The sequence below is a fragment of the Bacillus sp. m3-13 genome, from assembly GCF_000175075.1.
GTDB lineage: Bacteria > Bacillota > Bacilli > Bacillales > Bacillaceae_I > Sutcliffiella_A > Sutcliffiella_A horikoshii_C.
Genome location: NZ_ACPC01000019.1, coordinates 361,391 through 386,804 on the forward strand (window position 1 = coordinate 361,391; position 25,414 = coordinate 386,804).

At 41.8% G+C, this 25,414-nt stretch carries 19 protein-coding genes, 2 pseudogenes and 1 other annotated feature; of the genes and pseudogenes, 19 read left to right on the plus strand and 2 right to left on the minus strand.

Annotation, left to right across the window (positions count from 1 at the left end; genetic code table 11):
* Positions 1–55: 55 nt before the first annotated feature.
* Together M313_RS0112385 and M313_RS0112395 are read left to right on the plus strand one after the other, a co-directional pair.
* Positions 56–1,141, plus strand: a complete 1,086-nt coding sequence (locus tag M313_RS0112385) for a M42 family metallopeptidase (protein WP_010195700.1) — start codon at positions 56–58, stop codon at positions 1,139–1,141.
* Positions 1,142–1,479: 338 nt separating this feature from the next.
* Positions 1,480–2,376, plus strand: a complete 897-nt coding sequence (locus M313_RS0112395) for a nuclease-related domain-containing protein (RefSeq protein ID WP_010195703.1) — start codon at positions 1,480–1,482, stop codon at positions 2,374–2,376.
* A gap of 37 nt (positions 2,377–2,413) precedes the next feature.
* Here the strand turns inward: M313_RS0112395 and sspI are convergent, their stop codons facing one another.
* Positions 2,414–2,620 carry a small acid-soluble spore protein SspI gene (sspI, locus tag M313_RS0112400; protein WP_010195705.1) on the minus strand — a complete coding sequence of 69 codons (207 nt, stop codon included), beginning with the start codon at positions 2,618–2,620 and terminating at the stop codon, positions 2,414–2,416.
* 118 nt (positions 2,621–2,738) lie between these two features.
* Here sspI and M313_RS0112405 point away from each other — a divergent pair, with 118 nt between their 5' ends.
* The 3 genes from M313_RS0112405 (at position 2,739) to pheT (ending at position 7,488) form a co-directional block, all read left to right on the plus strand.
* On the plus strand, positions 2,739–3,497 hold the full coding sequence (locus M313_RS0112405; RefSeq protein WP_010195706.1) for a TrmH family RNA methyltransferase: 759 nt from the start codon (positions 2,739–2,741) through the stop codon (positions 3,495–3,497).
* Positions 3,498–3,548: 51 nt separating this feature from the next.
* Positions 3,549–3,794, plus strand: a binding site (T-box leader).
* 230 nt (positions 3,795–4,024) lie between these two features.
* On the plus strand, positions 4,025–5,059 hold the full coding sequence (pheS, locus tag M313_RS0112410; RefSeq protein WP_010195708.1) for a phenylalanine--tRNA ligase subunit alpha: 1,035 nt from the start codon (positions 4,025–4,027) through the stop codon (positions 5,057–5,059).
* 14 nt (positions 5,060–5,073) lie between these two features.
* Complete coding sequence (gene pheT / locus M313_RS0112415; RefSeq protein WP_010195709.1) at positions 5,074–7,488, plus strand: phenylalanine--tRNA ligase subunit beta; 2,415 nt, start codon at positions 5,074–5,076, stop codon at positions 7,486–7,488.
* An 837-nt stretch (positions 7,489–8,325) separates the two neighbouring features.
* Here the strand turns inward: pheT and rnhC are convergent.
* A complete protein-coding gene (rnhC, locus tag M313_RS0112430; RefSeq protein ID WP_010195712.1) occupies positions 8,326–9,282 on the minus strand; it encodes a ribonuclease HIII in 957 nt (318 codons plus the stop codon).
* 94 nt (positions 9,283–9,376) lie between these two features.
* On the opposite strand from rnhC, the gene zapA reads away from it, so the two are divergent.
* The 14 genes and pseudogenes from zapA (at position 9,377) to uvrC (ending at position 25,369) form a co-directional block, all read left to right on the plus strand.
* Positions 9,377–9,646 (plus strand): cell division protein ZapA, encoded by a 270-nt coding sequence (zapA, locus tag M313_RS0112435; RefSeq protein ID WP_010195714.1) that lies wholly within the window; start codon positions 9,377–9,379, stop codon positions 9,644–9,646.
* Positions 9,647–9,651: 5 nt separating this feature from the next.
* Complete coding sequence (locus M313_RS0112440; RefSeq protein ID WP_010195716.1) at positions 9,652–10,197, plus strand: CvpA family protein; 546 nt, start codon at positions 9,652–9,654, stop codon at positions 10,195–10,197.
* Between the two features lie 126 nt (positions 10,198–10,323).
* Positions 10,324–12,045 (plus strand): DNA polymerase/3'-5' exonuclease PolX, encoded by a 1,722-nt coding sequence (polX, locus tag M313_RS0112445; protein ID WP_010195718.1) that lies wholly within the window; start codon positions 10,324–10,326, stop codon positions 12,043–12,045.
* 28 nt (positions 12,046–12,073) lie between these two features.
* Positions 12,074–14,431: an endonuclease MutS2 gene (locus M313_RS0112450; protein ID WP_010195722.1), complete on the plus strand. Its 2,358-nt coding sequence runs from the start codon at positions 12,074–12,076 to the stop codon at positions 14,429–14,431.
* Between the two features lie 14 nt (positions 14,432–14,445).
* Positions 14,446–14,856, plus strand: a pseudogene (locus tag M313_RS23485) (DUF350 domain-containing protein).
* 656 nt (positions 14,857–15,512) lie between these two features.
* Positions 15,513–16,007: a cation:proton antiporter regulatory subunit gene (locus M313_RS0112460; protein ID WP_010195731.1), complete on the plus strand. Its 495-nt coding sequence runs from the start codon at positions 15,513–15,515 to the stop codon at positions 16,005–16,007.
* On the plus strand, positions 16,007–17,185 hold the full coding sequence (locus M313_RS0112465; RefSeq protein ID WP_010195732.1) for a cation:proton antiporter: 1,179 nt from the start codon (positions 16,007–16,009) through the stop codon (positions 17,183–17,185). The genes M313_RS0112460 and M313_RS0112465 overlap by 1 nt, the downstream gene beginning before the upstream one ends.
* 131 nt (positions 17,186–17,316) lie before the next feature.
* Entirely contained in the window at positions 17,317–19,005 is a 1,689-nt protein-coding gene (locus M313_RS0112470; protein ID WP_010195733.1) for a long-chain-fatty-acid--CoA ligase, read from the plus strand.
* Positions 19,006–19,163: 158 nt separating this feature from the next.
* The gene (gene fadR, locus M313_RS0112475; protein WP_010195734.1) at positions 19,164–19,751 is read left to right on the plus strand and encodes a fatty acid metabolism transcriptional regulator FadR; all 588 of its coding nucleotides are present in this window, start codon (positions 19,164–19,166) and stop codon (positions 19,749–19,751) included.
* A 33-nt stretch (positions 19,752–19,784) separates the two neighbouring features.
* On the plus strand, positions 19,785–20,558 hold the full coding sequence (locus M313_RS0112480; RefSeq protein WP_010195737.1) for an enoyl-CoA hydratase: 774 nt from the start codon (positions 19,785–19,787) through the stop codon (positions 20,556–20,558).
* 64 nt (positions 20,559–20,622) lie between these two features.
* Positions 20,623–21,396, plus strand: a complete 774-nt coding sequence (locus M313_RS0112485) for an electron transfer flavoprotein subunit beta/FixA family protein (protein WP_010195739.1) — start codon at positions 20,623–20,625, stop codon at positions 21,394–21,396.
* 196 nt (positions 21,397–21,592) lie between these two features.
* Positions 21,593–22,570, plus strand: a complete 978-nt coding sequence (locus tag M313_RS0112490) for an electron transfer flavoprotein subunit alpha/FixB family protein (protein WP_010195742.1) — start codon at positions 21,593–21,595, stop codon at positions 22,568–22,570.
* Between the two features lie 383 nt (positions 22,571–22,953).
* Entirely contained in the window at positions 22,954–23,268 is a 315-nt protein-coding gene (gene trxA / locus M313_RS0112495; RefSeq protein ID WP_010195744.1) for a thioredoxin, read from the plus strand.
* A gap of 323 nt (positions 23,269–23,591) precedes the next feature.
* Positions 23,592–25,369 (plus strand): annotated as a pseudogene (gene uvrC, locus M313_RS23490) (excinuclease ABC subunit UvrC).
* Positions 25,370–25,414: the final 45 nt, after the last annotated feature.

Below are 25,414 nucleotides of genomic sequence, written 5' to 3' on the forward strand. Positions count from 1 at the left end.
AGAGTTTTCTGTATAATAATTGGTGGATTGATATTTATTAAGGGGGTCGAAATACATGACAAAGCTAGATGAAACATTAACAATGTTAAAAGATCTAACAGATGCCAAGGGTATTCCCGGCAACGAAAAAGAACCACGCGACGTAATGAAAAAATACATAACGCCATTTGCTGATGAAGTATTCACAGACGGACTTGGAAGCTTAATTGCTAAAAAAGTCGGGAAAGCAGACGGACCAAAAGTAATGGTAGCGGGTCACTTAGACGAAGTAGGCTTCATGATTACACATATCGATGACCGCGGATTCCTTCGCTTCCAAACGGTTGGCGGCTGGTGGTCCCAAGTAATGTTGGCACAACGCGTAACAATCGTAACGTCTAAGGGCGACGTTACAGGTGTGATCGGTTCTAAACCACCACACATCCTGCCTCCAGAAGCACGCAAAAAGCCGGTAGACATCAAAGACATGTTCATCGACATCGGCGCATCCAGCCGTGAAGAAGCACAAGAATGGGGAGTGCGCCCTGGCGACCAGGTTGTCCCTTACTTTGAATTCACTGTCATGAATAACGAAAAAATGTTGCTTGCAAAAGCTTGGGATAACCGAATTGGTTGTGCCATCGCGATTGACGTGTTAAAGCAATTAAAAGGCGCAGACCATCCAAACGTGGTGTACGGAGTAGGAACTGTTCAAGAGGAAGTAGGCCTTCGTGGTGCGAAAACTTCTGCAAACCTGATCCAACCTGACATCGGATTCGGCGTAGACGTAGGTATCGCAGGAGACACTCCTGGCGTAACGGAAAAAGAAGCACTAAGCAAAATGGGGAAAGGCCCACAAATCATCCTTTATGATGCATCCATGGTCTCCCACAAGGGATTGCGCGACTTTGTAACAGGTGTAGCCGACGAAATGGAAATTCCATATCAGTTTGACTCTGTTGCAGGAGGCGGAACAGATTCCGGTGCGATCCACCTGACAGCTCAAGGTGTACCAGCACTATCCATCACCATCGCAACGCGCTACATCCACTCTCACGCAGCAATGTTGCACCGTGATGACTATGAGAACGCGGTGAAATTGATTGCAGAAGTGATTAAGAAGTTAGATGTTGATACTGTCAGCAGATTGACGTTTGATTGATAGGTTTTTGGAAGGCTCGCCGCGGCGGGCCTTTCGTTTTTATATTTTATATACGAAGATAGGGGATATCGGGCTCTTTATTGGTAGAAATTAGGTAAAAATTCTTTTTGGAACGAACTCAATGTGTTTTGGCACGAACTAAAGCAATTTCGGCACGAACTTGGTCCATTTCCGCACGAACTCACTATCAAACGGCACCAACTCTAGTAAAGTTTCCGCACACCATTGTTATATTATGGTAATATTAACTCAAATAAACTATTTGGAGGGAAAAATGATAATAAAAACATTAGAAAAACCGTTAACAATCAAAAAGCTAGAAGCATTGTTGAGAAGAATTGATAAAAAATCACCCCAAAAGACCTCAAATTGAGCAAGATCTTGCAAAAAGAATGGCAGGCTACAAAGGTGAGCAGTCAATGGAGTATCATTTATCGTTTTTAAATGAGCGTAACTACTATATCTTGCAAGGACTAAGGTTACATTCACCTACAAATTACTACTTCCAAATGGATGTCCTTATCTTAACCTCAAAATACTTCCTCATCATTGAAATAAAAAACATCATTGGCCAAGTCACATTTGAAAATCATTTCTCTCAATTTATTCGGACATTAAATGGCATAGAAGAAGGTTTCTATAATCCACTAGATCAAGTAAAAAAACAGAAATTAAGATTAGATTCTTTTATAGAAAGTCAAAAGATGAAACGTCCTCCAATAAAATCCCTTGTTTGTTTTACTAATCCTCAAACCATTATCAGATCAGACTCACGAGTGAAAGCTTCCCAATCCGTCATGCATGCACATAATCTTTTTTCAAAACTGGAAGAGCTAAATCAACAATTCAACTCGTCCATATTTACTGAAAAAGAATTACTAAAGATTTCGCGGAAATTATTAAAGCAGCATTGCGAGGAAGATGTTAACATCCTTGAACGGTATGATATAAGCCCAGATGAAATAATAAAAGGAGTTCAATGCCCAGGTTGTTCGAATATTCCAATGACTAGGCAGAATGGTTCATGGTTTTGTAATGGATGTAATACAAAATATAAAGAAGCCCATAAAGCAACTTTAGAGGATTATCTACTTCTATTCGGTCCAAACATCACCCATCAAGAGTTAAAAGAATTTCTAGGGTTAACAACGAATTCAACCACTTCAAAAATTATCTACTCTCTAGGACTAACACACTGCGGCTCAAGGTATAGGAGAACCTATAAACTCAAATAAAAAACAGCCCCTCAAAAAGGAGCTGCCTCATCCAATACTATTTCAATCCATCCTCTAAAGTTGAGAGCATTTCAGCTTTGTCCTGCTCAGAAGAATTCTCCCAAATTACTTCAAACAACACGCCTAAACCTGGAAGCATTTTTTCTTCGCCTTTATTGATGGCATCTAAGATTGTCTCTCTAAGCTGGTCTTGAGAATTTCCTTCCACATTCTGACGGATCGCATGACGTAAATTTAAATTCATCCTTATCACCTCGTAGGAAAAATAGTATCAACACATAGCATGTCCAACAGATGGTTTAATTATGTGTGCAATATGCGTATAATAACAGTATTGAGTAGCGGAAAAGGAGAAACAAGCATTGAAACATATAGAATCCATCAAGAACAATAAAGTGAAACAGTGGAAAAAACTCCAGAAAAAGAAAGAACGTGAACAGTCCGGAACATTTATTATTGAAGGCTTCCACTTGGTGGAAGAGGCTTTGAAAGTGGACAACCTTGTGGAAGAAATCATTATTTCTGAAGATCGTTCCATACCGAGCGAATGGGATCTCAACCATGTGGAACTTATTTACGCTGTTCCGAATGTCTTAAAAGAAATCAGTGAAACGGAAACGCCTCAAGGAGTCGCAGCAATTTGTCGCATTCCAGTGCAACACGACCTTACATTACAGCCTAACCAAAAAATTCTTTTACTAGATAATGTTCAAGATCCGGGAAATGTGGGCACCATGATAAGAACAGCGGACGCTGCTGGGATGGACATGGTTATTTTAGGAGAAGGATGCGCAGATCTTTACAGCTCTAAAGTAATCCGTTCCACACAAGGATCGATATTTCACCTGCCGATAGCGAGAGGCGATCTTAAAACCTATATCAAGCAGTGTAAGGAACTACAAACACCTGTTTACGGAACCTCTTTGCAAAACGGTGTACCATTTCAAGAAGTCCAATCATCCAATACCTTCGCGCTTATTCTTGGCAATGAAGGGAAAGGCATGGCTCAGGAACATTTAGAGATGACAGATCAGAACTTGTACATCCCGATTCATGGTCAGAGCGAGTCCTTGAATGTGGGGGTTGCAGCGGGAATTTTAATGTATTATTTACGCGGATAGAGTTGCATCCAGCACGTGTTTTCAATATAATATAACAATAGTTACATACTGAACAAAGCAATGAGAGAGGCAAGTAGCTCGTTTCAGTCCTTATCAGGGAAAAGGTGCCGCAGACTGAAAGCATCTTAAAGGAAGAATGAGTGAAGATTTCACCTCTTGAGTGACACTTGGACCAGCAGCCCACAGAAGTTGCTGTAAAGGTGGACCGGTTAGATAGCCGTTATCTGGAACAGAGCGAACAAAGAGTATTTTTGTCTTTGTTAACTAGGGTGGTACCGCGAATATCTCGTCCCTTTTTGAGGGGCGAGTTTTTTTGTTTTTTTATAGGCTCTGTTAAACGCCGCTGTTGATTTCCGCACTGGGCTTCGCTTTCCGAGGGGCGCTGCTTGAGCCTCCTCACTCCGTTGCGGGGTCTCAACCTACCGCTACCTCCCTCCGGAGTCTTCGCCCATTGCTCCAATCAACAGCTGGAAATCTTAACACCCTAATCATTTGCACACTCAAAAATGAACCAAGGAGGAATAGATGTGGAACAACGATTGAAGGAATTAGAGACGCTTGCCATTGAGCAGGTAGAACAAGCGCAAGACTTAAAGGCACTAAATGAAGTCCGTGTGGCTTACCTTGGAAAAAAAGGTCCCATCACAGAAATTTTAAAAGGAATGGGTAAGCTTTCTGCAGAGGAACGCCCGAAAATGGGAGCACTGGCTAACGTTGTCCGTGGAAATGTTGCGGAGAAAATTGAAGCAAAACAAGCTGAGCTTGAGAAAGCGGAGGTAGCGAAGAAGCTTGCATCTGAAACAATTGATGTAACGTTGCCTGGCCGTCCAGCACCAACTGGAAACCCACACCCTCTAACAAAAGTCATTGAAGAAATCGAAGACCTGTTCTTAGGAATGGGCTACACGATCACAGAAGGACCAGAAGTGGAAACGGATTACTACAACTTTGAAGCATTAAACTTGCCGAAGGATCACCCGGCTCGTGATATGCAAGATTCTTTCTACATTACTGATGAGATACTGTTAAGAACGCAAACGTCTCCTGTTCAAGCAAGAACAATGGAAGCGAATCAAGAAAAGGGACCTATCAAAATCATCTGTCCTGGTAAAGTTTATCGCCGTGATGATGACGATGCGACTCACTCCCATCAGTTTACGCAAATCGAAGGACTTGTTATTGATGAAAACATCAGTATGAGTGACCTTAAAGGAACGCTTGAAACTTTTGCGAAAAAGATGTTCGGTGAAGACCGTGAAATCCGTCTTCGTCCTAGCTTCTTCCCGTTCACAGAGCCTTCCGTTGAAATCGACGTGACATGTGCGAAATGTGGAGGTAAAGGATGCAGCATGTGTAAAGGAACTGGTTGGATAGAAATTTTAGGTGCGGGTATGGTTCATCCGCGCGTGCTTGAAATGTCCGGATATGATCCGAAAAAATATCAAGGATTTGCTTTTGGAATGGGACCTGAGCGCATTGCGATGCTTCGTTACGGCATTGACGATATCCGCCATTTCTATACGAACGATCAACGTTTTGTGAAGCAATTCAATCGAGTTTAAGAGGAGGGGAAATCATGTTAGTATCTTACAATTGGTTAAAAGATTACGTAAATATAGATGATATTTCTGCTGAAGACTTGGCAGAGAAAATTACAAGAAGCGGTATTGAAGTAGAAGGCGTGGAAGTGCTGAACGACGGAATCAACGGTGTCGTAGTCGGCCATGTTTTAGAAAAGGAACAGCATCCAAATGCGGACAAATTGAACGTATGTCAAGTGGACCTTGGAAAAGGGGAAACTGTACAAATTGTCTGCGGAGCTAAAAATGTAGACAAAGGCCAAAAAGTGGCTGTGGCAACAGTTGGGGCAGTGCTTCCTGGTAATTTTAAAATAAAGCGTGCTAAGCTTCGCGGCGAAGAGTCCAATGGGATGATCTGTTCCCTGCAGGAATTGGGAATAGGTTCTAAGCTTGTTGCCAAAGAATTCTCTGAAGGGATTTTCGTATTCCCGAATGAGGTGGAAGTTGGGACAGATGCACTAGAATACTTAAACCGCAATGACAAAGTGATGGAACTAGGGCTTACACCAAACCGTTCTGATGCACTAAGCATGCTGGGAGTGGCTTATGAAGTCGGCGCAATCCTTGGTCGTGACGTAAAATGGCCATCCACAGATTATGAAGCAAACAGCGAAATAGCTTCAGATTATATTTCCGTTAATGTGAATGCTTCTGAAGATAACCCATTATATGTCGCTAAAGTAGTGAAAAACGTGAAAATCGGACCTTCACCACTTTGGATGCAAGGTCGTCTGATGGCAGCGGGAATCCGCCCACACAACAATGTGGTCGATATCACAAACTACATTTTACTAGAATACGGTCAGCCATTACATGCATTCGATTATGATCGCCTTGGCAGCAAGGAGATTCTTGTCCGCCGTGCTCACAAGGATGAAAAAATCACGACGCTTGATGATGCAGAGCGTACATTAACAGAAGAACATCTTGTTATTACAAATGGCTCAGAGCCTGTTGCACTTGCTGGTGTTATGGGGGGAGCGAATTCAGAGGTTCAATCTGATACAACGACGATCCTATTGGAGTCCGCATACTTTAATGGAGTTACTGTCAGAAAAGCTTCCAAAGACCACGGTCTTCGTAGTGAGGCAAGTGCCCGCTATGAAAAAGGAATCGATCCTAACCGTACTCATGAAGCGGCAGAAAGAGCAGTTGCCCTTATGGCAGAATATGCTGGCGGTGAAGTGGTCGGCGGTTCTGTTGAAGTGAACACATTGAAAGTAGAACCTGCAGTTGTGACTACTACTGTAGAAAAAATAAACTCTGTTTTAGGAACTTCCATTTCTGCTGCAGAAGTGAAAAATATTTTCACAAAGCTGCAATTTGACGTATCAGAAGACAATGGAAGCTTCACCGTAACCGTTCCTACTCGTCGTGGGGATATCACAATTGAAGAAGACCTTGTAGAGGAAGTTGCACGTCTTTTCGGATATGACAACATCCCAACAACATTGCCTGTAAGTGCTGCAACTCCTGGTGTGTTGACTGCCTATCAAGCAAAACGTCGTAAAGTTCGCCGCTACCTTGAGGGTGCAGGATTAATCCAAAATATCACGTACTCCCTGACAAGCGATGAGCGCGCAAAGCAATTCGCCCTTGAAGATGGAAAAGCGATCCGCCTTGCCATGCCAATGAGTGAAGAAAGAAGCACATTGCGACTAAGCTTGGTTCCTCACCTTCTAGAAGCGCTTCAACACAATATTGCTCGTTCGCTGCAAGCAAATGCTGTATATGAAATCGGTTCTGTGTTCATTGGAAAAGATGATGCAGTATTGCCTGAAGAAAAAGAACGCCTTGCTGGTGCCCTGACAGGTCTATGGCAGCAACACCCATGGCAGGGGGAGAAAAAAGCGGTTGATTTCTTTGTAGCTAAAGGAATTCTAGAGGGCGTTTTCTCCATGCTTGGTGTGAGTGAAGGTATTACTTACACTCGCTCTGAAAAAGACGGCTTGCACCCAGGACGTACTGCGGAAATCTTATTGAACGGAGAAAGCATCGGTTTCATTGGTCAGCTTCATCCAGAAAAATTAAATGAGCTAGATCTACCTGAAACATATGTATTCGAGCTTTCCTTAACAGCACTTCTTGGAGAAAGTATCGGAGAAATCCAATACGAAGCAATTCCGCGTTTCCCATCAATCAGCCGCGATATCGCGCTTGTAGTGGATCGTGAAACTCCAGCAGGTGAACTAGAAGCAGTCATCAAAACGACTGGTGGTTCTTTATTGAAAGAGGTTCAGGTATTTGATGTATATGAAGGAGACAAAATCGACTCATCCAAAAAATCAGTCGCTTTCGCATTGCGTTACTACCACCCAGAACACACACTAACAGACGAAGAAGTAACAAAAGTCCACACAAAAGTACTTCAAGCAGTCGAAGAAAAATTCGAAGCTGTACTAAGAAGCTAAAATAAACAAAAAAGGGATTCCAAACGGGATCCCTTTTTTATGTTCTATTTGAAAATGCAATCCCCTAGTTGATCGCAGTGAAAGGCGCGAAGACTTCCGCGGGAGGAAGGGACAAGGGAGACCCCACAGGCGAAGCCGAGGAGGCTCCCGGACCGCCCGCAGAAAAGCGAAGCGCCTGTAACGGAGATCAACTGTTTAATGTAAACGCTAAGATTTTTCCCAAACAAAAACTAGGTATTCTGAACGATTTATAAGAACGCATGTTCTGTTTTTCCGATAGAATGGTATAATAGAGTGGACAGTATAATAGGAACGGGTGGTGCGGTGAATCCCTGTGGAGAACGGGGGTGACCGTATGAGCGAGATGCAGCTTTTCCTCACATCAGGACTATTCCTCTTTGCGTTTGTAAATCTAGTAATCGTGCTAATAAAAGAAATGACAAAAAAATAACCCACCCGTGACTTCTAATTCGCTGTTAGGCAGTCGGGTGAGTTACTTATTACGTTCGACTCCACAGTAGCCGTGCTTCTGCGGAACTTATACTGTTGGGTTCTTTTCGCATCCTTTGTTGCTATTACGTATTTTTGACACCCTCGTTACAATTGTTGCTGTCGTGCTCTTTTCCTGAATGGACAAGAAAAGTATCATGCAATAATTTGTTTGAGAGTACAGTAAAAAGTCAAAGTGCCGACTTTTTACTAGTAGTAAGCAACAATCTTTGAGAAAAGAGCTCTGTTAAGTCAAAGTGCGTCCAACACTTTGGCTTCTTCAATCATGTGTATACACAAATTATAGCACAAGACAACCAACTGTAAACGAACTTTCAATTGGTAAAGTTATCTGACCAGCTTTTTTGCCTTCAACGTATTGGCAAAATGGACTTTCGCCACCTTGTTCAAAAAACTTTCTCCGTGCTTTTCAATCACCCTTGCAGCTGCAGCATCCACTTTTGACCCCGCACCTTTAGGTATTGTAATACCTGCAAGTTCGCTTAGCTTATCCATCTCTTTTAAGAAAGAATACCTAGCGATAATAGACGCCGCTGCCACGGAAAGGTGAAGGCCTTCCGCTTTTGTATGAAAATAGACATTTTCACGAACAATGTTCTTCTGCTGAGCGACATGGCGATAGTAGATCCCTGATTCTGCAAACTGGTCAATCAGTATCGCATCAGGTTTCTCCGGAGCAATCTTATCCAATACATGTTGCAATGCTTTATTATGCAGCAACGCCTTAATTTTCCCTTGGCTCATACCACTCTGTTGCAATTCATTATATTTTTCATTATGTAAAACCAATAGACTATAAGGAACATGCGGTAAGATTGCTTTTGCTATCCTTACTATCTTTTCATCATTCAATGCTTTTGAATCCTGTACACCCAGTTCTTTCAACATGGCCATCTGCTCTTTTTTAACATAAGCGGCACAAACCGTAATCGGCCCAAAGTAATCTCCTGTCCCTACTTCATCAGAACCGATGACAGAAAGGGAAGCAAAGCCTGCAGGCAGGGAGGACTTCACTTTATTTCCTGATGATGACACGGTGGTTGCCTTTTTGCTAGATTTAGAAGGAGCAGCCGTTGCCCCGAAACCCTTCCAAATATTCGCTTCCTCATCTGCTCCTTTTCCTTGGAACAAAACCTTTCCCGACTTGTATGCGGTAATATTACAAGTGGGAGATTTGGCGACGAAAACAGCCCCTGTTGGAAGTTTATCTATCTTATGTTCTTTATAGAAATTTTCGATTTTGTTTAAAATAGTTCCAGATACCTGGATTACTTGATATGACAATTAATTCACTCCTACTACAAATTTTTACATTTTTCCATGTTTCTTTTCCACTTTAGAAAGTTTCGTGGTATTATAAGGATTAGGATTTTAATGAATGGGGGCATACACGTTGTCAGAGCAAAAAACTCGCACAACTGTCGACATATATGGACAACAATACTCGATTGTTGGTACGGAAAGTATAAGTCACATACGACTTGTTGCTTCCATTGTCGATGAAAAAATGAGAGAAATCAATAGTAAAAATTCACACCTGGACATCAGTAAACTGGCGGTTCTTACTGCGGTGAACGTTGTACATGATTATATCAAATTAAAAGACGAATACGATATGCTTGAGAGAGAATTAAAGAAAAAGGGTTGAGTACGATGTTAGACTTAATTATTATCTTTCTATTTATTATGGGTCTGATTGTTGGGATCCGCAGAGGATTCATTATGCAGATTGTCCATCTTTCCGGCTTTATAGCAGCTTTTGTGGTTGCATATATGTTTTATGCTGATTTAGCACCGAAATTAAAACTTTGGGTGCCGATGCCGAGTTTTGGAAACGCAGAGTTTTCCATGTTCTTTGAGACAATCAGCCTGGACACAGCTTATTATAGAGCTATTGCTTTTGCCATCCTCTTCTTCGGTACCAGGGTTGCGGCACAAATTATTGGTTCGATGCTGGATTTCCTTTCCCACTTGCCAATTTTAAAGCAGGTGAACAGCTGGGCTGGTGCAGTGCTAGGATTTGTGGAAGTTTATTTGATTGTCTTTATTTTCTTGTACATAGGAGCATTGGTTCCCATGGAAATTGTGCAATCCTCTATCAGTGATTCTTCCATGGCGAAGGGTATTGTGGAAAATACGCCGATATTCTCAGAAAAACTACAAGAGTTATGGTCCGGGTATATGGCAAGCAAACAATAATGCAAACGAAAAACAGGCCTTCTTTAGGTCTGTTTTTTTATTGATTTGGTTTGTTCGATTGTACATTTGCCTCAATTATTTGTATGATTTAATAAGATAAGTCTACATAAGGTCAGGTGAAGAAACGTGAATAAAAAACAAATCGTGAAATGGCTTGAAACGATTGCGACATATATGGAATTGAAGGGCGAGAACGGCTTTAAAGTTTCGGCGTTCCGAAAAGCGGCGCTGGCCCTTGAAAATGATGAGAGAAGCTTAAGTCAAATAGAGGATTTTACTAAATTAAGCGGGATTGGAAAAGGAACGGCAGCTGTTATCCGGGAAATTTTGGAAACAGGAAAGTCATCCGTTTTAGAAGAGCTTCAACAAGAAGTTCCAGAAGGATTAATTCCTCTATTGAAGCTGCCTGGACTTGGCGGCAAGAAAATAGCGAAACTTTATCAAGAGATGAACGTAGTAGATATGGCAAGCTTGAAAGAAGCATGTGAAGCGGGAAAGGTGCAGGCGCTTGCAGGCTTTGGAAAAAAGACAGAGGAGAAAATCCTTGCTGCAATCGAGGAGGTCGGAAAACGTCCAGATCGTTTACCTATTTCTTTCATGACGCCAATAGCAGAGCAGATAGAAGAATTCCTTGCAACCGTGGATGGTATTGAGGAATACTCCCGTGCAGGAAGCTTGCGCAGGTACAGGGAAACGATTAAGGACTTGGACTTTATCATTTCCACAACAGAACCAACAAAAGTAAGAGAGCAGCTTGTGAAAATGGATAGAGTGACAGAAATTATCGCCAATGGTGATACAAAAGTATCCATCATTCTAAAATATGATTATGATGTGTCGGTTGATTTCCGCATGGTCGAGCCATTAAGTTTCCCGACAACCCTTCATCATTTTACCGGCTCAAAGGATCATAATGTCCGTATGCGCCAGCTTGCAAAAGACCGCGGAGAGAAAATCAGTGAGTACGGTGTGGAAAATGTGGAAACGGGAGAAATGAAGCATTTCAAAACGGAAGAAGCTTTTTTCCGTCATTTTAACCTGCCTTTCATACCGCCTGAGATCAGGGAAGATGGTACAGAAGTGGATTATGCATTGGAGCATGGGGAGATACCATTGGTGCAACTGGATGACATTCAAGGAGATCTTCATATGCACTCCACCTACAGTGATGGTGCCCACACAATGGAAGAGATGATAGAAGCAAACCGTGCAAAAGGGTATAAATATATGGCAATAACGGACCATTCTCAATATTTGAAAGTGGCAAACGGGTTGACGCCAGAACGTCTTAGACAGCAAAAGGAAGAAATTAAGAAGCTTAATGAAAAGTATGATGATATTACGATATTATCCGGTGTGGAAATGGATATTCTACCGGACGGCTCTCTTGATTATGATGACGAGTTATTGGAAGAGATGGACATTGTCATCGCATCCATTCATTCAAGCTTTTCGCAAAAGAGAGAAGTAATCATGGACCGCTTAAGAAAAGCATTGGAAAATAATCATGTAGACATTATCGCACACCCTACAGGACGCCTTATTGGACGCAGGGAAGGGTATGATGTGGACGTGGAAATGTTGATTCAGCTGGCAAAAGAAACAGATACGGCGCTTGAGCTCAATGCCAATCCAAACCGCTTGGATCTTGCGAGTCATTATGTTCGACTTGCACAGGATGCGGGTGTGAAGCTTGTCATTAACACAGATGCCCATAGCATCGACATGCTCGAACATATGGAAGTGGGAGTGGCAGCGGCAAGAAAAGGCTGGATCAAAAAGGACAATGTGATCAATACATGGTCGCTGGACGAGTTAAAGAAATTTTTAACACGACACCATACGTAATGTAAAGACAGAAGGGAGTTATGGTAACGTGCAACCGAGGGTTTTAAAGGTATTGGAATTTAATAAAGTAAAAGATAAATTGGCTACTTTTTCGGCTTCTTCCTTAGGAAAAGAAAAAGTGGCCCAGCTGACACCTGCCACTAATTATGAAGAGGTGGTAAAAAGACAGCTGCAAACAGACGAGGCAGCAACTGTTCTTCGATTAAAAGGAGAAGTTCCCCTTGGAGGAATCACCGATATCCGTGGACATGTTAAACGTGCGGAGATCGGCGGGACATTGAACACCCACGAACTATTGGATATAGCGGGAACCATCTATGCTGCAAGAAAGCTGGACCGTTTTGTGGAATCTGTATTAGATGAAGATATATCCATTCCTATTTTAAAAGAGTATATGGATCAGTTAATCATTTATCCTGAACTTGAACGCAATATCAAAAATTGTATAGACGAATACGGAGAAGTACTTGATGGGGCTAGTGATAAGCTGCGAGGAATACGTCAGCAATTAAGGTCGACTGAATCTAGGGTACGAGAGAAACTTGAAAGCATGATCCGTTCTTCCAACGCACAGAAGATGTTGTCAGATGCGATCATCACCATTCGTAATGAGCGTTATGTCATACCAGTAAAACAAGAATATCGCAGTTCTTATGGCGGAATCGTTCATGATCAATCTTCATCTGGTGCGACATTGTTCATTGAGCCCCAGCAGGTGGTAGACCTAAACAATGTCCTGCAAGAAGCGAAGGTAAAAGAAAAGCTTGAAATAGATCGTATCCTTGCCGAACTTTCAGCAGATGTGGCAGAAGTTGCCCGCGAGCTTCTTGAAAACGTTCATATTTTGGCAGAAATAGATTTTATGTTTGCTAAAGCAAAGTATGGAAAGCATATTCGCGGAACAAAGCCTGAAATCAATAATGAAAAATATATCAGGCTTGTTCAGGCAAGACATCCTCTGATCAATGAGGATGAGGTGGTCCCGAACACCATTGAACTTGGAAAAGATTATACCTCTATCGTTATAACCGGTCCGAATACAGGTGGAAAGACCGTAACGTTGAAAACACTTGGTTTGTTAACAATTATGGCGCAATCCGGGTTGCATGTACCCGCTCAAGACGGCTCAGAAGTGGGAGTGTTCAACGCAGTTTATGCAGATATCGGTGATGAGCAGTCTATCGAACAAAGTTTAAGTACATTTTCTTCGCATATGGTTAATATTGTGGATATTCTTAAAAAGGTCGATCATGACAGTCTTGTTCTATTTGATGAGCTTGGAGCAGGAACAGACCCTCAAGAAGGGGCCGCCCTTGCTATATCCATTTTGGATGAAGTCTATCAACGCGGAGCCTGTGTTATTGCGACCACCCACTATCCTGAGCTGAAGGCTTATGGCTATAACCGGGAAAGCGTGGTAAATGCCAGTGTGGAATTTGATGTAGATACCCTAAGCCCTACGTATCGTTTGCTTATCGGGGTTCCAGGAAGAAGTAACGCGTTTGAAATATCCAAACGACTAGGCTTAAGTATGGAAGTTATTGACCGTGCCAAAGAATTTGTCAGTGAGGATAGCAACAAAGTGGAGAATATGATTGCTTCTTTGGAAGCTTCTCAAAAACGAGCGGAAGAAGAATGGAGAGAAGCAGAAAAAATAAGAAAAACCTCACAACAGCTACATGAAGATCTCGAACAGCAAATGCAGGAGTTAAATGAACAGCGTGATAAATTGTACGAAAAAGCAGCCGAAAAAGCCGAGAAGATGGTGGAGGATGCGAAAGAAGAAGCAGAAAAGGTTATCCGTGAGTTGCGTAAAATGCGCATGGAACAGCACGCCAATGTAAAAGAGCATGAATTGATCGATGCGAAAAAACGATTGGAAGGCGCTGTGCCTACCGTTAAAAAATCTGCAGCCACGAAAAAACAGGAAGTCAGCAACCAAACACTTGAGCCTGGTGATGAAGTGAAAGTGATGAGTCTTAATCAAAAAGGGCATCTCGTGCAGAAAACGGGAGACAAAGAATGGCAAGTTCAAATCGGCATCATGAAAATGAAAGTGAAAACGAAAGACATTCAATATGTTAGCAGACCGAAGCCCGTGGAAACAAAGCCACTCGCTACCATCAAAGGGAAAGATTATCATGTAAGCATAGAGCTTGACCTACGTGGTGAACGTTTTGAAAATGCACTCATGAGAGTGGAGAAATACTTAGACGACGCAACTTTAGCAGGCTATCACCGAGTTTCTATCATTCATGGTAAAGGAACAGGAGCATTGCGTGTTGGGGTGCAGAATTACTTGAAGAATCATCGTTCCGTCAAGAATTATCGATTTGGTGAGGCGTCTGAAGGTGGCACTGGTGTTACCGTAGTCGAACTGAAATAAGAGGGGAGCCTGATATGTCTGCTTTTTGGGAAAATGACTTAGTCAGAACTGCTGCCAATTTTAGTGTGGTGGTTCTATGTCTTGTATTGTTTCTGGCTTATTTTTGAACTAGTGACAAAGTATAAAAACATGGAAGAAATTAAGAATGGAAATTTTGCAGTAGCGATGGCAACAGGCGGGAAAATACTCGGAATCGCTAACATTTTCAGGTATTCTATCAGTGATCATGATTCGTTGTTGACGATGATCGGCTGGGGAGCGGCTGGGTTTGTCTTGTTGTTGTTTGCTTACTTTATCTTTGAGTTTTTTAACACCAAGCTTTAACATTGACGAGGAAATACGAAATGGAAATCGGGCCGTCGGATTTATTTTCTTTTGTCATTTCTGTAGGGTTATCGTTTATTATCGGGGCAAGTATTGGATAAGGAGTAGAAACGTTGGAAACATTAGCAAAAGTTTTGATAGGATGCTGTATTTTGTTTATTGTAGTTGGCATTATTTTATCTTTTAGTAGCATAAAGAGTAAATAACAGTGAGGAAGAAGAAGCAAGTTTCACATTGCTGATTCTTCCTTTTTTTAAAGATAAGAAAGTATAAAATCCGGTTGATTTCCGTTCCAGGCGCTTCGCTTGCCAGCGGGCGGTCCGTGAGCCCCTCCTCAGGCTTCGCCTTCCGGGGTCTCACCTGTCCCTTCCTCCCACGGGCGTCTGCGCGCCTTCCACTCCAATCAACTGGGTAATTTCACATACAGTTGGTCATTTAAAAGCTATTAAAATATAAATAATAGAGTTACATTTATAAAATTTCGTTTTATAAATACTTTAGCTGTGGATTCGAGCAAATGACGTAGAATCCAGCGGGGGAGTAACGGTAGCTTGAGACCCCACAGCGCAGTGAGGAGGCTCAAGCATCGTCCCGTGGAAAGCGAAGCCATTTGCGGAAAGGAACAGCGGTGCTTAACCACTAACTAATGTTTTTTAAAAAAAAAAGACGGGGCGGTTTTTCTTACCCCTGATAAATTGTTGAGCAGGGAGAATAGGTGGTTTTAGAGAATATAGGTGGTAAGGGAGGGGTTCTTAAGATGCAATTTAAGACTACGGAACTACCGGGGATTGGGAAGAAGCTATCATTTGTTACGGCTGAAGGGAATATGGTGGTTTTGGTTGTGCACCACTCGGGGAAACGAGAGATGTATTTTTTTGAAGACCCTGATCAAGATGAAGCAGATTTCTCCATTTCCTTGACCTCAGACGAAACAAGGGAACTTGGGGCTCAGCTGCTGGGTGCGATCTATCAACCTGTAGATATGGATAAAATGAAAATATTTAAGAAACAAATCATCATTGAGTGGATTGAAGTGAAAAAAGGTTCCTCTTTAATTGGAAAATCCATCGGAGAATCGAAAATAAGAACCAAAACAGGGGCATCCATTATTGGTATTGTAAAGGGTGAAGATAACATCGCTGTACCGGACGTTGATGTAAAGCTCCATGAAGCGGATGTGCTGATGGTTTGTGGCAAACAAGCGCAAATTGAAAAACTCACCAAGCTTTGCGAGGGAGGGAATGCTACCTGATGCATGAAAGTACTCCGATACTTGTAAGCATAGGAGTCATACTACTCGTTCTATTTGTTATGGGGTATGTTGGGGGAAAAGTAAAAATTCCTGGCGTCATACTATATATATTTTTAGGACTAGGCATCGGAACATTCATCTCAGAAAACGAATTATTGTATACAGCAAGTGAAATTGGAATTGTTCTTTTGTTTTTTTTACTAGGGTTGGAATTCCCCTTGAAAAAACTAAAGAAAATGGCAATCAAGGTCTGGAAACCAGGCTTATTGGATGTTGTCTTAAACTTTGGGATATCAGCAGTTATTTGTCTATTCTTTGGACTAGACCTACTGACTTCCTTCATTATAGGAGGGGTCCTATATGCTACAAGCTCTTCGATTTCCGCCAAACTATTGGAAAGTACGAAAAGATTGGCAAATGCAGAGTCCGAATACATACTGGCAATCCTCATCTTTGAGGATATTGTAGCGCCAATCATTGTTGCAGTCCTAATTGGATTAGCCTCAGACAGTGGGATAACAGGGATGGACTTTATGATTCTTTTGGGTAAGATCTTGTTGTTGACACTTGTTGCGATGGTAATTGGTCGCTTCGGTTTCACTCGCTTGGAGAAATTCTTTGAGCGGTTGGTTGGAAGTGATATCTTCATCATGCTAACAGTCGGGATTGCCCTTAGTTATGCAGGTTTGGCATTGTTACTTGGGCTGTCAGAAGTATTGGGAGCATTCTTGGCAGGTATCATGCTTGCCGAAACGAAGCGCTCTGAAGCTATAGAGCAGGTTACCTTGCCAGTGAGAGATTTGCTGCTGCCTATTTTTTTTATGCATTTCGGTACGACAATCGACCTTGGGGAAGTAGTGCCGTATGTAGGGTTATTGTTTACATTGGTTGGATGGGCTTTGCTTGGAAAGATCTTCGTCGGAATACTTGGTGGAAGATGGTACGGGCTCACAAAAAGGGTGGCGTTGAGAGCTGGTTTTTCATTAACCCCTAGAGGAGAATTTTCCGTTGTGATTGCAACTATTGCCACTGGAGCGGCGAAGGTTTTTAGCAGTGTGTTTATCTTGACCTCAGCGATACTTGGGATTTTGATTTTCATTTTGGCGCCAAAATTGACGAATCTATTCTATGAAAAGAAAAGAGTTAAAAAGAATATAAAGCTGAAAGTTCCTGGCTAAGGATGTCATCTTTCAGCATTTTTTGCAAAAATCAAAAAAATGTTATAATTTTTATGGATTTGCTGATATACTATAACAAACAGATATGGGCCTTTTGTAGTAGTACAGGCCGATAAAGAGGAGGGAATGGAATGGAGCAAGTAGTGAATAAGCCGTGGCTATCACTTTATCCAGAAGAAATACCTCATGAGATCAACTTCGAAGAGCGAACACTGCAGTCTTATTTGAAACAAGCGGCGGAAGAATATCCAACCAAAACGGCTATCAGCTTCCTCGGCAAAAAATTAACATTTGAAGAAGTGTATGATCAATCTTTAAAACTGGCAAACTACTTAAAAGGACTTGGAATTGAAAAAGGCGACAGAGTGTCTATCATGCTCCCGAACTGCCCTCAGGCTGTTATCAGCTATTATGGCGTTCTTTTAGCGGGCGGAATTGTGGTGCAAACCAATCCACTATACATGGAACGTGAACTCGAATACCAAGTCAATGACTCCGGCTCCGAAATCATCATCACGCTAGATATTTTATATCCAAGAGTGTCAAAGGTGAAAGCGCTAACAAAACTAAAACATGTTATCGTAACGGGAATAAAGGACTATCTTCCGTTCCCTAAAAACATGCTTTACCCTTTTGTTCAGAAAAAACAGTACGGAATTGTGGTGAAGGTGGAGCATAGTGGACAAAACCATTTGTTTACCGAAATCATTAAACAATCAGAAGCACAAACCATTGATGTAGCGATCAACCCTAACGAAGATCTTGCGTTGCTACAATATACTGGAGGCACAACAGGCTTTCCTAAAGGCGTTATGTTGACACACATGAATCTTGTTTCTAACACAATGATGAGTGTGAAATGGATGTATAAATGCAAAAAGGCACAGGAAAAGGTGATTGGTATTCTTCCGTTCTTCCATGTATACGGGATGACGGCGGTAATGAACCTTTCTATCATGCAGGCATTTGAAATGGTCCTTTTACCCAAGTTTGACCCTGAAACCACATTGAAAGCCATTCAAAAGGAAAAGCCAACCTTATTTCCTGGGGCACCGACCATCTATATTGCCCTTTTAAATCATCCTGATATTAAAAAGTATGATTTATCTTCCATAGATTCTTGTATCAGTGGATCTGCTGCACTTCCTGTTGAGGTGCAAGAGCAGTTTGAACGTGTAACAGGAGGAAAACTGGTGGAAGGATATGGACTCTCAGAAGCCTCTCCTGTAACACATGCCAATTTCCTTTGGGATGAAAGAGTGTCAGGAAGTATCGGGATACCTTGGCCAAATACAGAATCCGTCATACTTTCCATGGAAAATGGTGAACTGGCTCCGACTGGAGAAATTGGAGAAATTGCTGTAAGAGGTCCACAAATCATGAAAGGGTACTGGAACCGAAAAGAAGAGACCGAAGCTGTATTGAGAGATGGCTGGCTCCTGACCGGAGACTTAGGTTATATGGATGAGCGCGGTTATTTCTATGTGGTGGATCGTAAAAAGGATATGATTATTGCCGGTGGATTCAATATATACCCTCGAGAGATTGAGGAAGTATTATATGAACACGAAGAAATTCAAGAAGTAGTAGTCGCAGGAATTCCAGATGCTTACCGCGGCGAAACCGTTAAAGCCTATATCGTGAAAAAGGCCGGATCCAAGCTGACAGAAGAAGAATTGGACCAATATACCCGTAAACATCTTGCTGCCTACAAGGTCCCAAGATACTACGAGTTCAGAGATGAACTTCCAAAAACTGCCGTAGGGAAAATCCTCAGAAGAGCATTAGTGGAAGAAGAAAAGCAAAAAATAGCGAAGTGATAGTTAAAGAGAGGGAGAAGAAAGTAACCTCTCTCTCTTTTTTTGTATAGTAACGATCATTAAAATTATGATAAGATAATGATTGACAGTTCATTCATGGTACAGTATCATGAAAATATGAATGATTATTCATTCATTTTCAAAAAGGAGCGAAAAGCTTGAAACAACAAAAGCCTAAATATAAACAAATAATAGATGCTGCAGTAATCGTCATAGCAGAAAACGGCTACCACCAGGCACAGGTTTCCAAGATCGCCAAACAAGCCGGAGTAGCAGACGGGACCATCTATCTTTATTTTAAAAATAAGGAAGACATTCTTATTTCACTGTTTCAGGAGAAAATGGGACTCTTCGTCGAAAAGATTCGTCAAGAAATTGCAGGAAAATCGACATCAACAGAGAAATTATTAACGTTGATAGAAAAACACTTTTCCATGCTTGCTGAAGACCACCATCTTGCCATCGTTACGCAGTTGGAATTAAGGCAATCCAATTTAGAGCTTCGTTTAAAGATTAACGAGGTGCTAAAAGGGTATCTACATGTTGTGGATGAAATTTTACTGGCTGGTACAAAGAACGGTGAGCTTCGTTCCGACTTAGATGTCCGCCTTGCAAGGCAAATGGTTTTCGGTACGATTGATGAAACAATCACCACGTGGGTTATGAATGACCAAAAGTACGAGCTGACATCCATCGCACCAAGAGTACATGAATTATTAATCAAAGGGTTTGGAGCTACCCCTTAAGTAGCTCTCCGCTTTACATAAGGAGGGTTAATAATGGAATTCTTGCAAATGAAAGTAGAAGATCGAATTGCACTCATCACCATCAACAAAGCCCCTGCGAATGCTTTGTCATCCGCAGTTTTGAAAGAGCTTTCATTAATGATGGATGACCTGGAAAAGCAAGAAGATGTAAGAGTAGTACTGCTTCACGGAGAAGGAAGATTCTTCTCGGCTGGTGCGGATATTAAAGAATTCACCACGGTGGAAACTGGGGAAGAATTTGCAGAGCTTGCGAAATTTGGTCAAGATCTTTTTGAAAGAATGGAGAACTTTCCAAAACCAATCATCGCAGCCATCCACGGTGCAGCCCTAGGCGGAGGCCTTGAGCTTGCAATGGGTTGTCATATCCGTTTGGTAACAAAAACAGCCAAGCTTGGTCTGCCGGAATTGCAATTGGGCTTAATTCCTGGGTTTGCTGGAACACAGCGATTGCCTAAACTGGTTGGTTCCGCAAAGGCATTTGAAATGCTGTTCACAAGCGACACATTAACTGGGGAAGAAGCAGTTCAGTGGGGACTTGCGAATAAAGCCGTCGATGAAGAAGTTTTAATGGATGAAGCTTTGAAGATGGCGAAAAAAATTGCACAAAAAGGACCAATATCGGTTGCTTCTGTTATTGAATTGTCCCGCTTTGCTAAGCATGAAGAATTTTATCAAGGGGTAGACAGAGAGGCACAATTATTTGGTAAAGTCTTCACTTCAGAAGACGGCAAGGAAGGCATTACAGCGTTTATGGAAAAAAGAGCTCCCGAATTTAAAGGGAAGTAATTTTTTTATAATATAAAATCTGAATATTACTAATAAAAATAATGTTTAAACAGGAGGTACTGTGATGAATATTTTTGTTTTATTAAAAAGAACATTTGATACGGAGGAAAGACTAACGGTTTCAAATGGCAGCATAAATGAAGATGGTGCAGAATTCATTATCAACCCATACGACGAGTATGCGGTAGAGGAAGCAATTCAAGTAAGAGACACGCATGGCGGAGAAGTAACAGTTGTGACTGTAGGGTCTGAAGAAGCAGAAAAAGAACTTCGTACGGCACTTGCGATGGGTGCTGACAAAGCTGTCCTGATCAACACGGAAGATGATGTAGAAAATGGAGACCAATTTACTACGGCAAAAATTTTGGCGGAATTCTTAAAAGATAAAGATGCAGACTTGATAATCGGCGGTAACGTAGCAATTGACGGCGGTTCAGGTCAAGTTGGACCTCGTGTAGCGGAATTATTGGATATTCCTTACGTGACAACTATCACGAAGCTAGAAATCGAAGGCGGAAAAGCTACTATCGTGCGCGATGTAGAAGGTGATTCGGAAGTTATTGAAACATCCCTTCCACTGCTTGTAACAGCACAACAAGGTTTAAACGACCCGCGCTATCCATCTCTTCCAGGTATCATGAAGGCAAAGAAAAAGCCTCTTGAAGAACTAGAACTAGATGATCTAGACCTTGATGAAGACGATGTAGAAGCAAAAACAAAAACGTTGGAAATCTACCTTCCACCGAAAAAAGAAGCAGGTCGCGTGCTTCAAGGTGAACTAGATGCACAAGTTAAAGAACTAGTTTCCGCACTAAGAAACGAAGCGAAAGTAATTTAATACGTCATATAAACATTTAGCGTTTGATTGGAGCAGATGGCGTAGACTCCGGCGGGAGGTAGCGCTTAGGTGAGACCCCGCAGGCTTGCCGAGGAGGCTCAGCAAGTGCCCCGCGGAAAGAGAAGCCAGCTGCGGAAATCAAAAAGCGTTGTTAAGAAGATTTTATAGATAGATACATGGATAGGAGGAGACAAACATGGCAAGAAAAGTATTAACATTAGCAGAAGTGCGTGATTCCGCATTGCGTAATGTATCATTTGAAGCAATTGCAGCAGGGAAAACAGTAGCAGAAGGTGGAGAAGTAGTTTCTGTACTAGTTGGGGAAGGCGTAGGATCACTTGCTCAAGAACTAATCGCTTACGGTGCAGACCGTGTTGTTACAATTGAACACGCAAACTTGAAAGCGTACACATCTGATGGCTACTCCCAAGCACTAATGGCGGTAATTGAATCCGAAAACCCAGAAGGAATTATTTTTGGCCATACAGCTTTAGGAAAAGACTTATCTCCTAAATTGGCGTCCAAATTAAACTCTGGCTTAATTTCTGATGCAACTGAAGTGGAAGAGGTTGGTGGAAACCTTGTATTTACAAGACCAATCTACTCTGGTAAAGCATTTGAAAAGAAAATCGTAACAGATGGCGTTATCTTTGCAACAGTACGTCCAAACAACATCGCATCTCTTGAAAAAGATGAGTCACGTTCAGGTGACGTATCTTCCTTAGATGTAGATGTAAAGGATCTTCGCACGATCATTAAAGAAGTTGTTCGCAAAGCAACGGAAGGTGTAGATCTTTCCGAAGCGAAAGTAGTGGTAGCTGGCGGGCGTGGCGTGAAATCTGAAGATGGTTTCGAGCCATTAAAAGAATTGGCAGACGTACTAGGAGCTGCAGTAGGTGCTTCCCGTGGAGCGTGTGACGCAGACTATTGCGATTACTCCTTGCAAATCGGTCAAACAGGTAAAGTAGTAACACCTGACCTTTACATTGCATGCGGTATTTCCGGAGCTATCCAGCATCTTGCTGGTATGTCCAACTCCAAAGTAATCGTTGCAATCAACAAAGACCCAGAAGCAAACATCTTCAAAGTAGCTGACTACGGTATCGTCGGTGACCTGTTCGAAGTAGTACCAATGCTAACAGCTGAATTTAAAAAGCTATTGGTGACGAACTAAGTCCAAATCACAGCCAGGCACTTAGGTGCTTGGCTGTTTTGATGATTAAAGATAACCTAGCTGGTGATTGGAGCAAAAGGCGAAGACTCCTGCGGGGGAGTAACGGTAGCTTGAGACCCCGCAGCGCAGCGAGGAGGCTCAAGCACCGTCCCGCGGAAAGCGAAGCCATTTGCGGAAATCACTAGCGGCTTACGAGAAACCTTATGTGAAATAAAATGGCCGAAAACGGGTAAACCTATAACGAAGCAAATAATTAGCAACACTATGTGGTAAATGCTATACTTTAGCTATAGTAAAACTCTGAAAGATTTTCCATCTGTCAGAGAACACATTAACAGCATATATTGTTAACTGTGAGATAAAAGGCTTAGGAGGAATTTATTATGGCAATTACAAATGCAACTGACCAAAACTTTACACAAGAAACTGGCGAAGGCCTAGTTCTTGCAGATTTCTGGGCACCATGGTGCGGACCTTGTAAAATGATCGCTCCAGTTCTTGAAGAATTAGATCAAGACATGGGTGACAAAGTGAAAATCGTAAAAGTTGATGTGGATGAGAACCAAGAAACTGCTGGAAAATTCGGCGTTATGAGCATCCCAACTTTACTTGTTATCAAAAACGGTGAAGTAGTAGACAAAGCAGTAGGTTTCCAACCGAAAGAAGCTTTGGCTGAATTATTAAACAAGCACGCTTAATGCGTTTTGGGGAAAGCCCGGTCCTGTGACCGGGCTTTTTGCGTGTTTTGAGGTATAGATAGGCGAATGAGTGTGGGGATATCGAGAAAAATCTCAATTTATCAATAAAATTTGGATTATATCGAGAAAAAATGAAATATATCAAGAAAAAATGAAATATATCAAGAAAAATCACGATATATCAATAAAACCGTCAACCAACACCCTCCCAAAATCCCATCCCATCATCCCCCACTAATCCTAAAACTTCCAAATGGAACATACGTACGAAACAAGGTATAATAGTTACATACGAAAAAAATCTTTGGTTGGGAGGAAAAACATTGAACGAATCATTAAAAGAAAAACTTGCCATACTGCCTGACCAACCGGGATGTTACCTGATGAAGGACCGTCAAGGAACAATAATCTATGTCGGAAAGGCGAAAGTGCTAAAAAATCGTGTACGCTCTTATTTTACAGGAAGCCACGATGGCAAAACGCTACGACTTGTAAATGAAATTGTAGACTTTGAATATATTGTGACGTCCTCCAATATAGAAGCGCTGATATTGGAACTCAATCTTAATAAAAAAACATAATCCTAAGTACAATGTCATGCTGAAAGATGACAAACGATATCCTTTTATTTAAAATTACAGCGGAAAAGCATCCGCGTCTATTAATTACCCGCAAAGTGCAAAAGGATAAAAGGGAAATACTTTGGGCCATACCCAAATGTTCAAGCCGCAAAATGAAACGAAAAAGCTTTTAGACCGAATCTATCCGCTCAAGAAAATGCATGACGCTGCCAGACAGGGTTTGCCTCTACTATCACATGGGTCAATGTCTGGCTCCATGTGTGGAACATGTATCTGAAGAAACGAACAAACAAATGGTCGATGGAATTGTCCGTTTTCTTAATGGAGGCTACAAAGAAGTCAAAACCGAGCTTACCGAAAAAATGATGAAAGCCTCTGAAAACCTGGAGTTTGAACGGGCACAAGAATTCCGAGACCAAATCATTAACATCGAAGCGACAATGGAAAAGCAGAAGATGGAGATGAATGACTTTGTCGACAGGGATGTTTTCGGATTTGCTTTTGACAAGGGATGGATGTGTGTGCAGGTCTTTTTCATCCGCCAGGGGAAACTGATTGAACGAGATGTGTCGTTGTTTCCGATTTATAATGAACCGGAAGAGGATTTCCTTACATTCCTCGGGCAGTTCTATTCTAAGCAAAATCATTTTGTACCAAAAGAAGTGATGCTGCCTAGTCAAATTGACCTGCCGGTTGCACAAGAACTTTTACAAACCAATGTCCTTCAGCCGCAACGTGGTAAAAAGAAGCAGCTGGTGGATTTGGCAAACAAGAATGCAAAAGTGGCCCTGGGAGAAAAGTTCTCCTTGATTGAACGGGATGAAAGCCGAACGATAAAAGCTGTCGAGAACCTTGGGAAAATACTGGGGATTATTACCCCGCATCGCATTGAAGCGTTTGATAACTCGAATATCCAAGGAACGGATCCTGTTTCTGCCATGGTGGTATTTATCGACGGGAAACCTGAGAAACGTGAGTACCGTAAATATAAAACCAAAAGCGTCCAAGGACCTGATGACTATGAATCCATGAGGGAAGTAGTCAGAAGAAGGTACACGCGTGTGTTGAAAGAATCATTACCGCTACCCGACCTGATTGTAATCGATGGTGCCAAAGGCCATATGAGTGCGGTAAGGGACGTCCTTGAAAATGAATTGGATTTATTTGTTCCGATTGTCGGCCTTGCGAAAGATGATAAACATAGAACGAGCAACCTTCTTGCAGGCGAAGAAGCTATGATTGTTCCGCTTGAGAGGACAAGTCAAGAGTTCTATCTTTTGCAGCGAATCCAAGATGAGGTTCACAGATTTGCGATTACGTTCCATCGTCAAATTAGGAGTAAGAGTGTTTTTCAATCAATACTTGATGAAATCACAGGGGTTGGGGCAACAAGGAAAAAAGCGCTTATGAAACACTTCGGGTCTGTCTCGAAGATGAAAGAAGCCACAGTGGAAGAAATACAAGCTGCAAAAATACCGAAGCCGATAGCTGAAGAAATTTTTAAAAAACTTCGCGAATAGGTGTTGTAAGGATTCTTATTGTCTGATATAATCACTATTAATTTC

Bases quoted from the DNA above. Each gene is read 5' to 3' on its own strand.
- M313_RS0112385 (WP_010195700.1), top strand. From the start codon at position 56: ATGACAAAGCTAGATGAAACATTAACAATGTTAAAAGATCTAACAGAT.
- sspI (WP_010195705.1), bottom strand. From the start codon at position 2,620: ATGAATTTAAATTTACGTCATGCGATCCGTCAGAATGTGGAAGGAAAT.
- pheT (WP_010195709.1), top strand. From the start codon at position 5,074: ATGTTAGTATCTTACAATTGGTTAAAAGATTACGTAAATATAGATGAT.
- zapA (WP_010195714.1), top strand. From the start codon at position 9,377: ATGGGGGCATACACGTTGTCAGAGCAAAAAACTCGCACAACTGTCGAC.
- M313_RS0112440 (WP_010195716.1), top strand. From the start codon at position 9,652: ATGTTAGACTTAATTATTATCTTTCTATTTATTATGGGTCTGATTGTT.
- M313_RS0112460 (WP_010195731.1), top strand. From the start codon at position 15,513: ATGCAATTTAAGACTACGGAACTACCGGGGATTGGGAAGAAGCTATCA.
- M313_RS0112465 (WP_010195732.1), top strand. From the start codon at position 16,007: ATGCATGAAAGTACTCCGATACTTGTAAGCATAGGAGTCATACTACTC.
- M313_RS0112470 (WP_010195733.1), top strand. From the start codon at position 17,317: ATGGAGCAAGTAGTGAATAAGCCGTGGCTATCACTTTATCCAGAAGAA.
- M313_RS0112480 (WP_010195737.1), top strand. From the start codon at position 19,785: ATGGAATTCTTGCAAATGAAAGTAGAAGATCGAATTGCACTCATCACC.
- M313_RS0112485 (WP_010195739.1), top strand. From the start codon at position 20,623: ATGAATATTTTTGTTTTATTAAAAAGAACATTTGATACGGAGGAAAGA.
- M313_RS0112490 (WP_010195742.1), top strand. From the start codon at position 21,593: ATGGCAAGAAAAGTATTAACATTAGCAGAAGTGCGTGATTCCGCATTG.
- trxA (WP_010195744.1), top strand. From the start codon at position 22,954: ATGGCAATTACAAATGCAACTGACCAAAACTTTACACAAGAAACTGGC.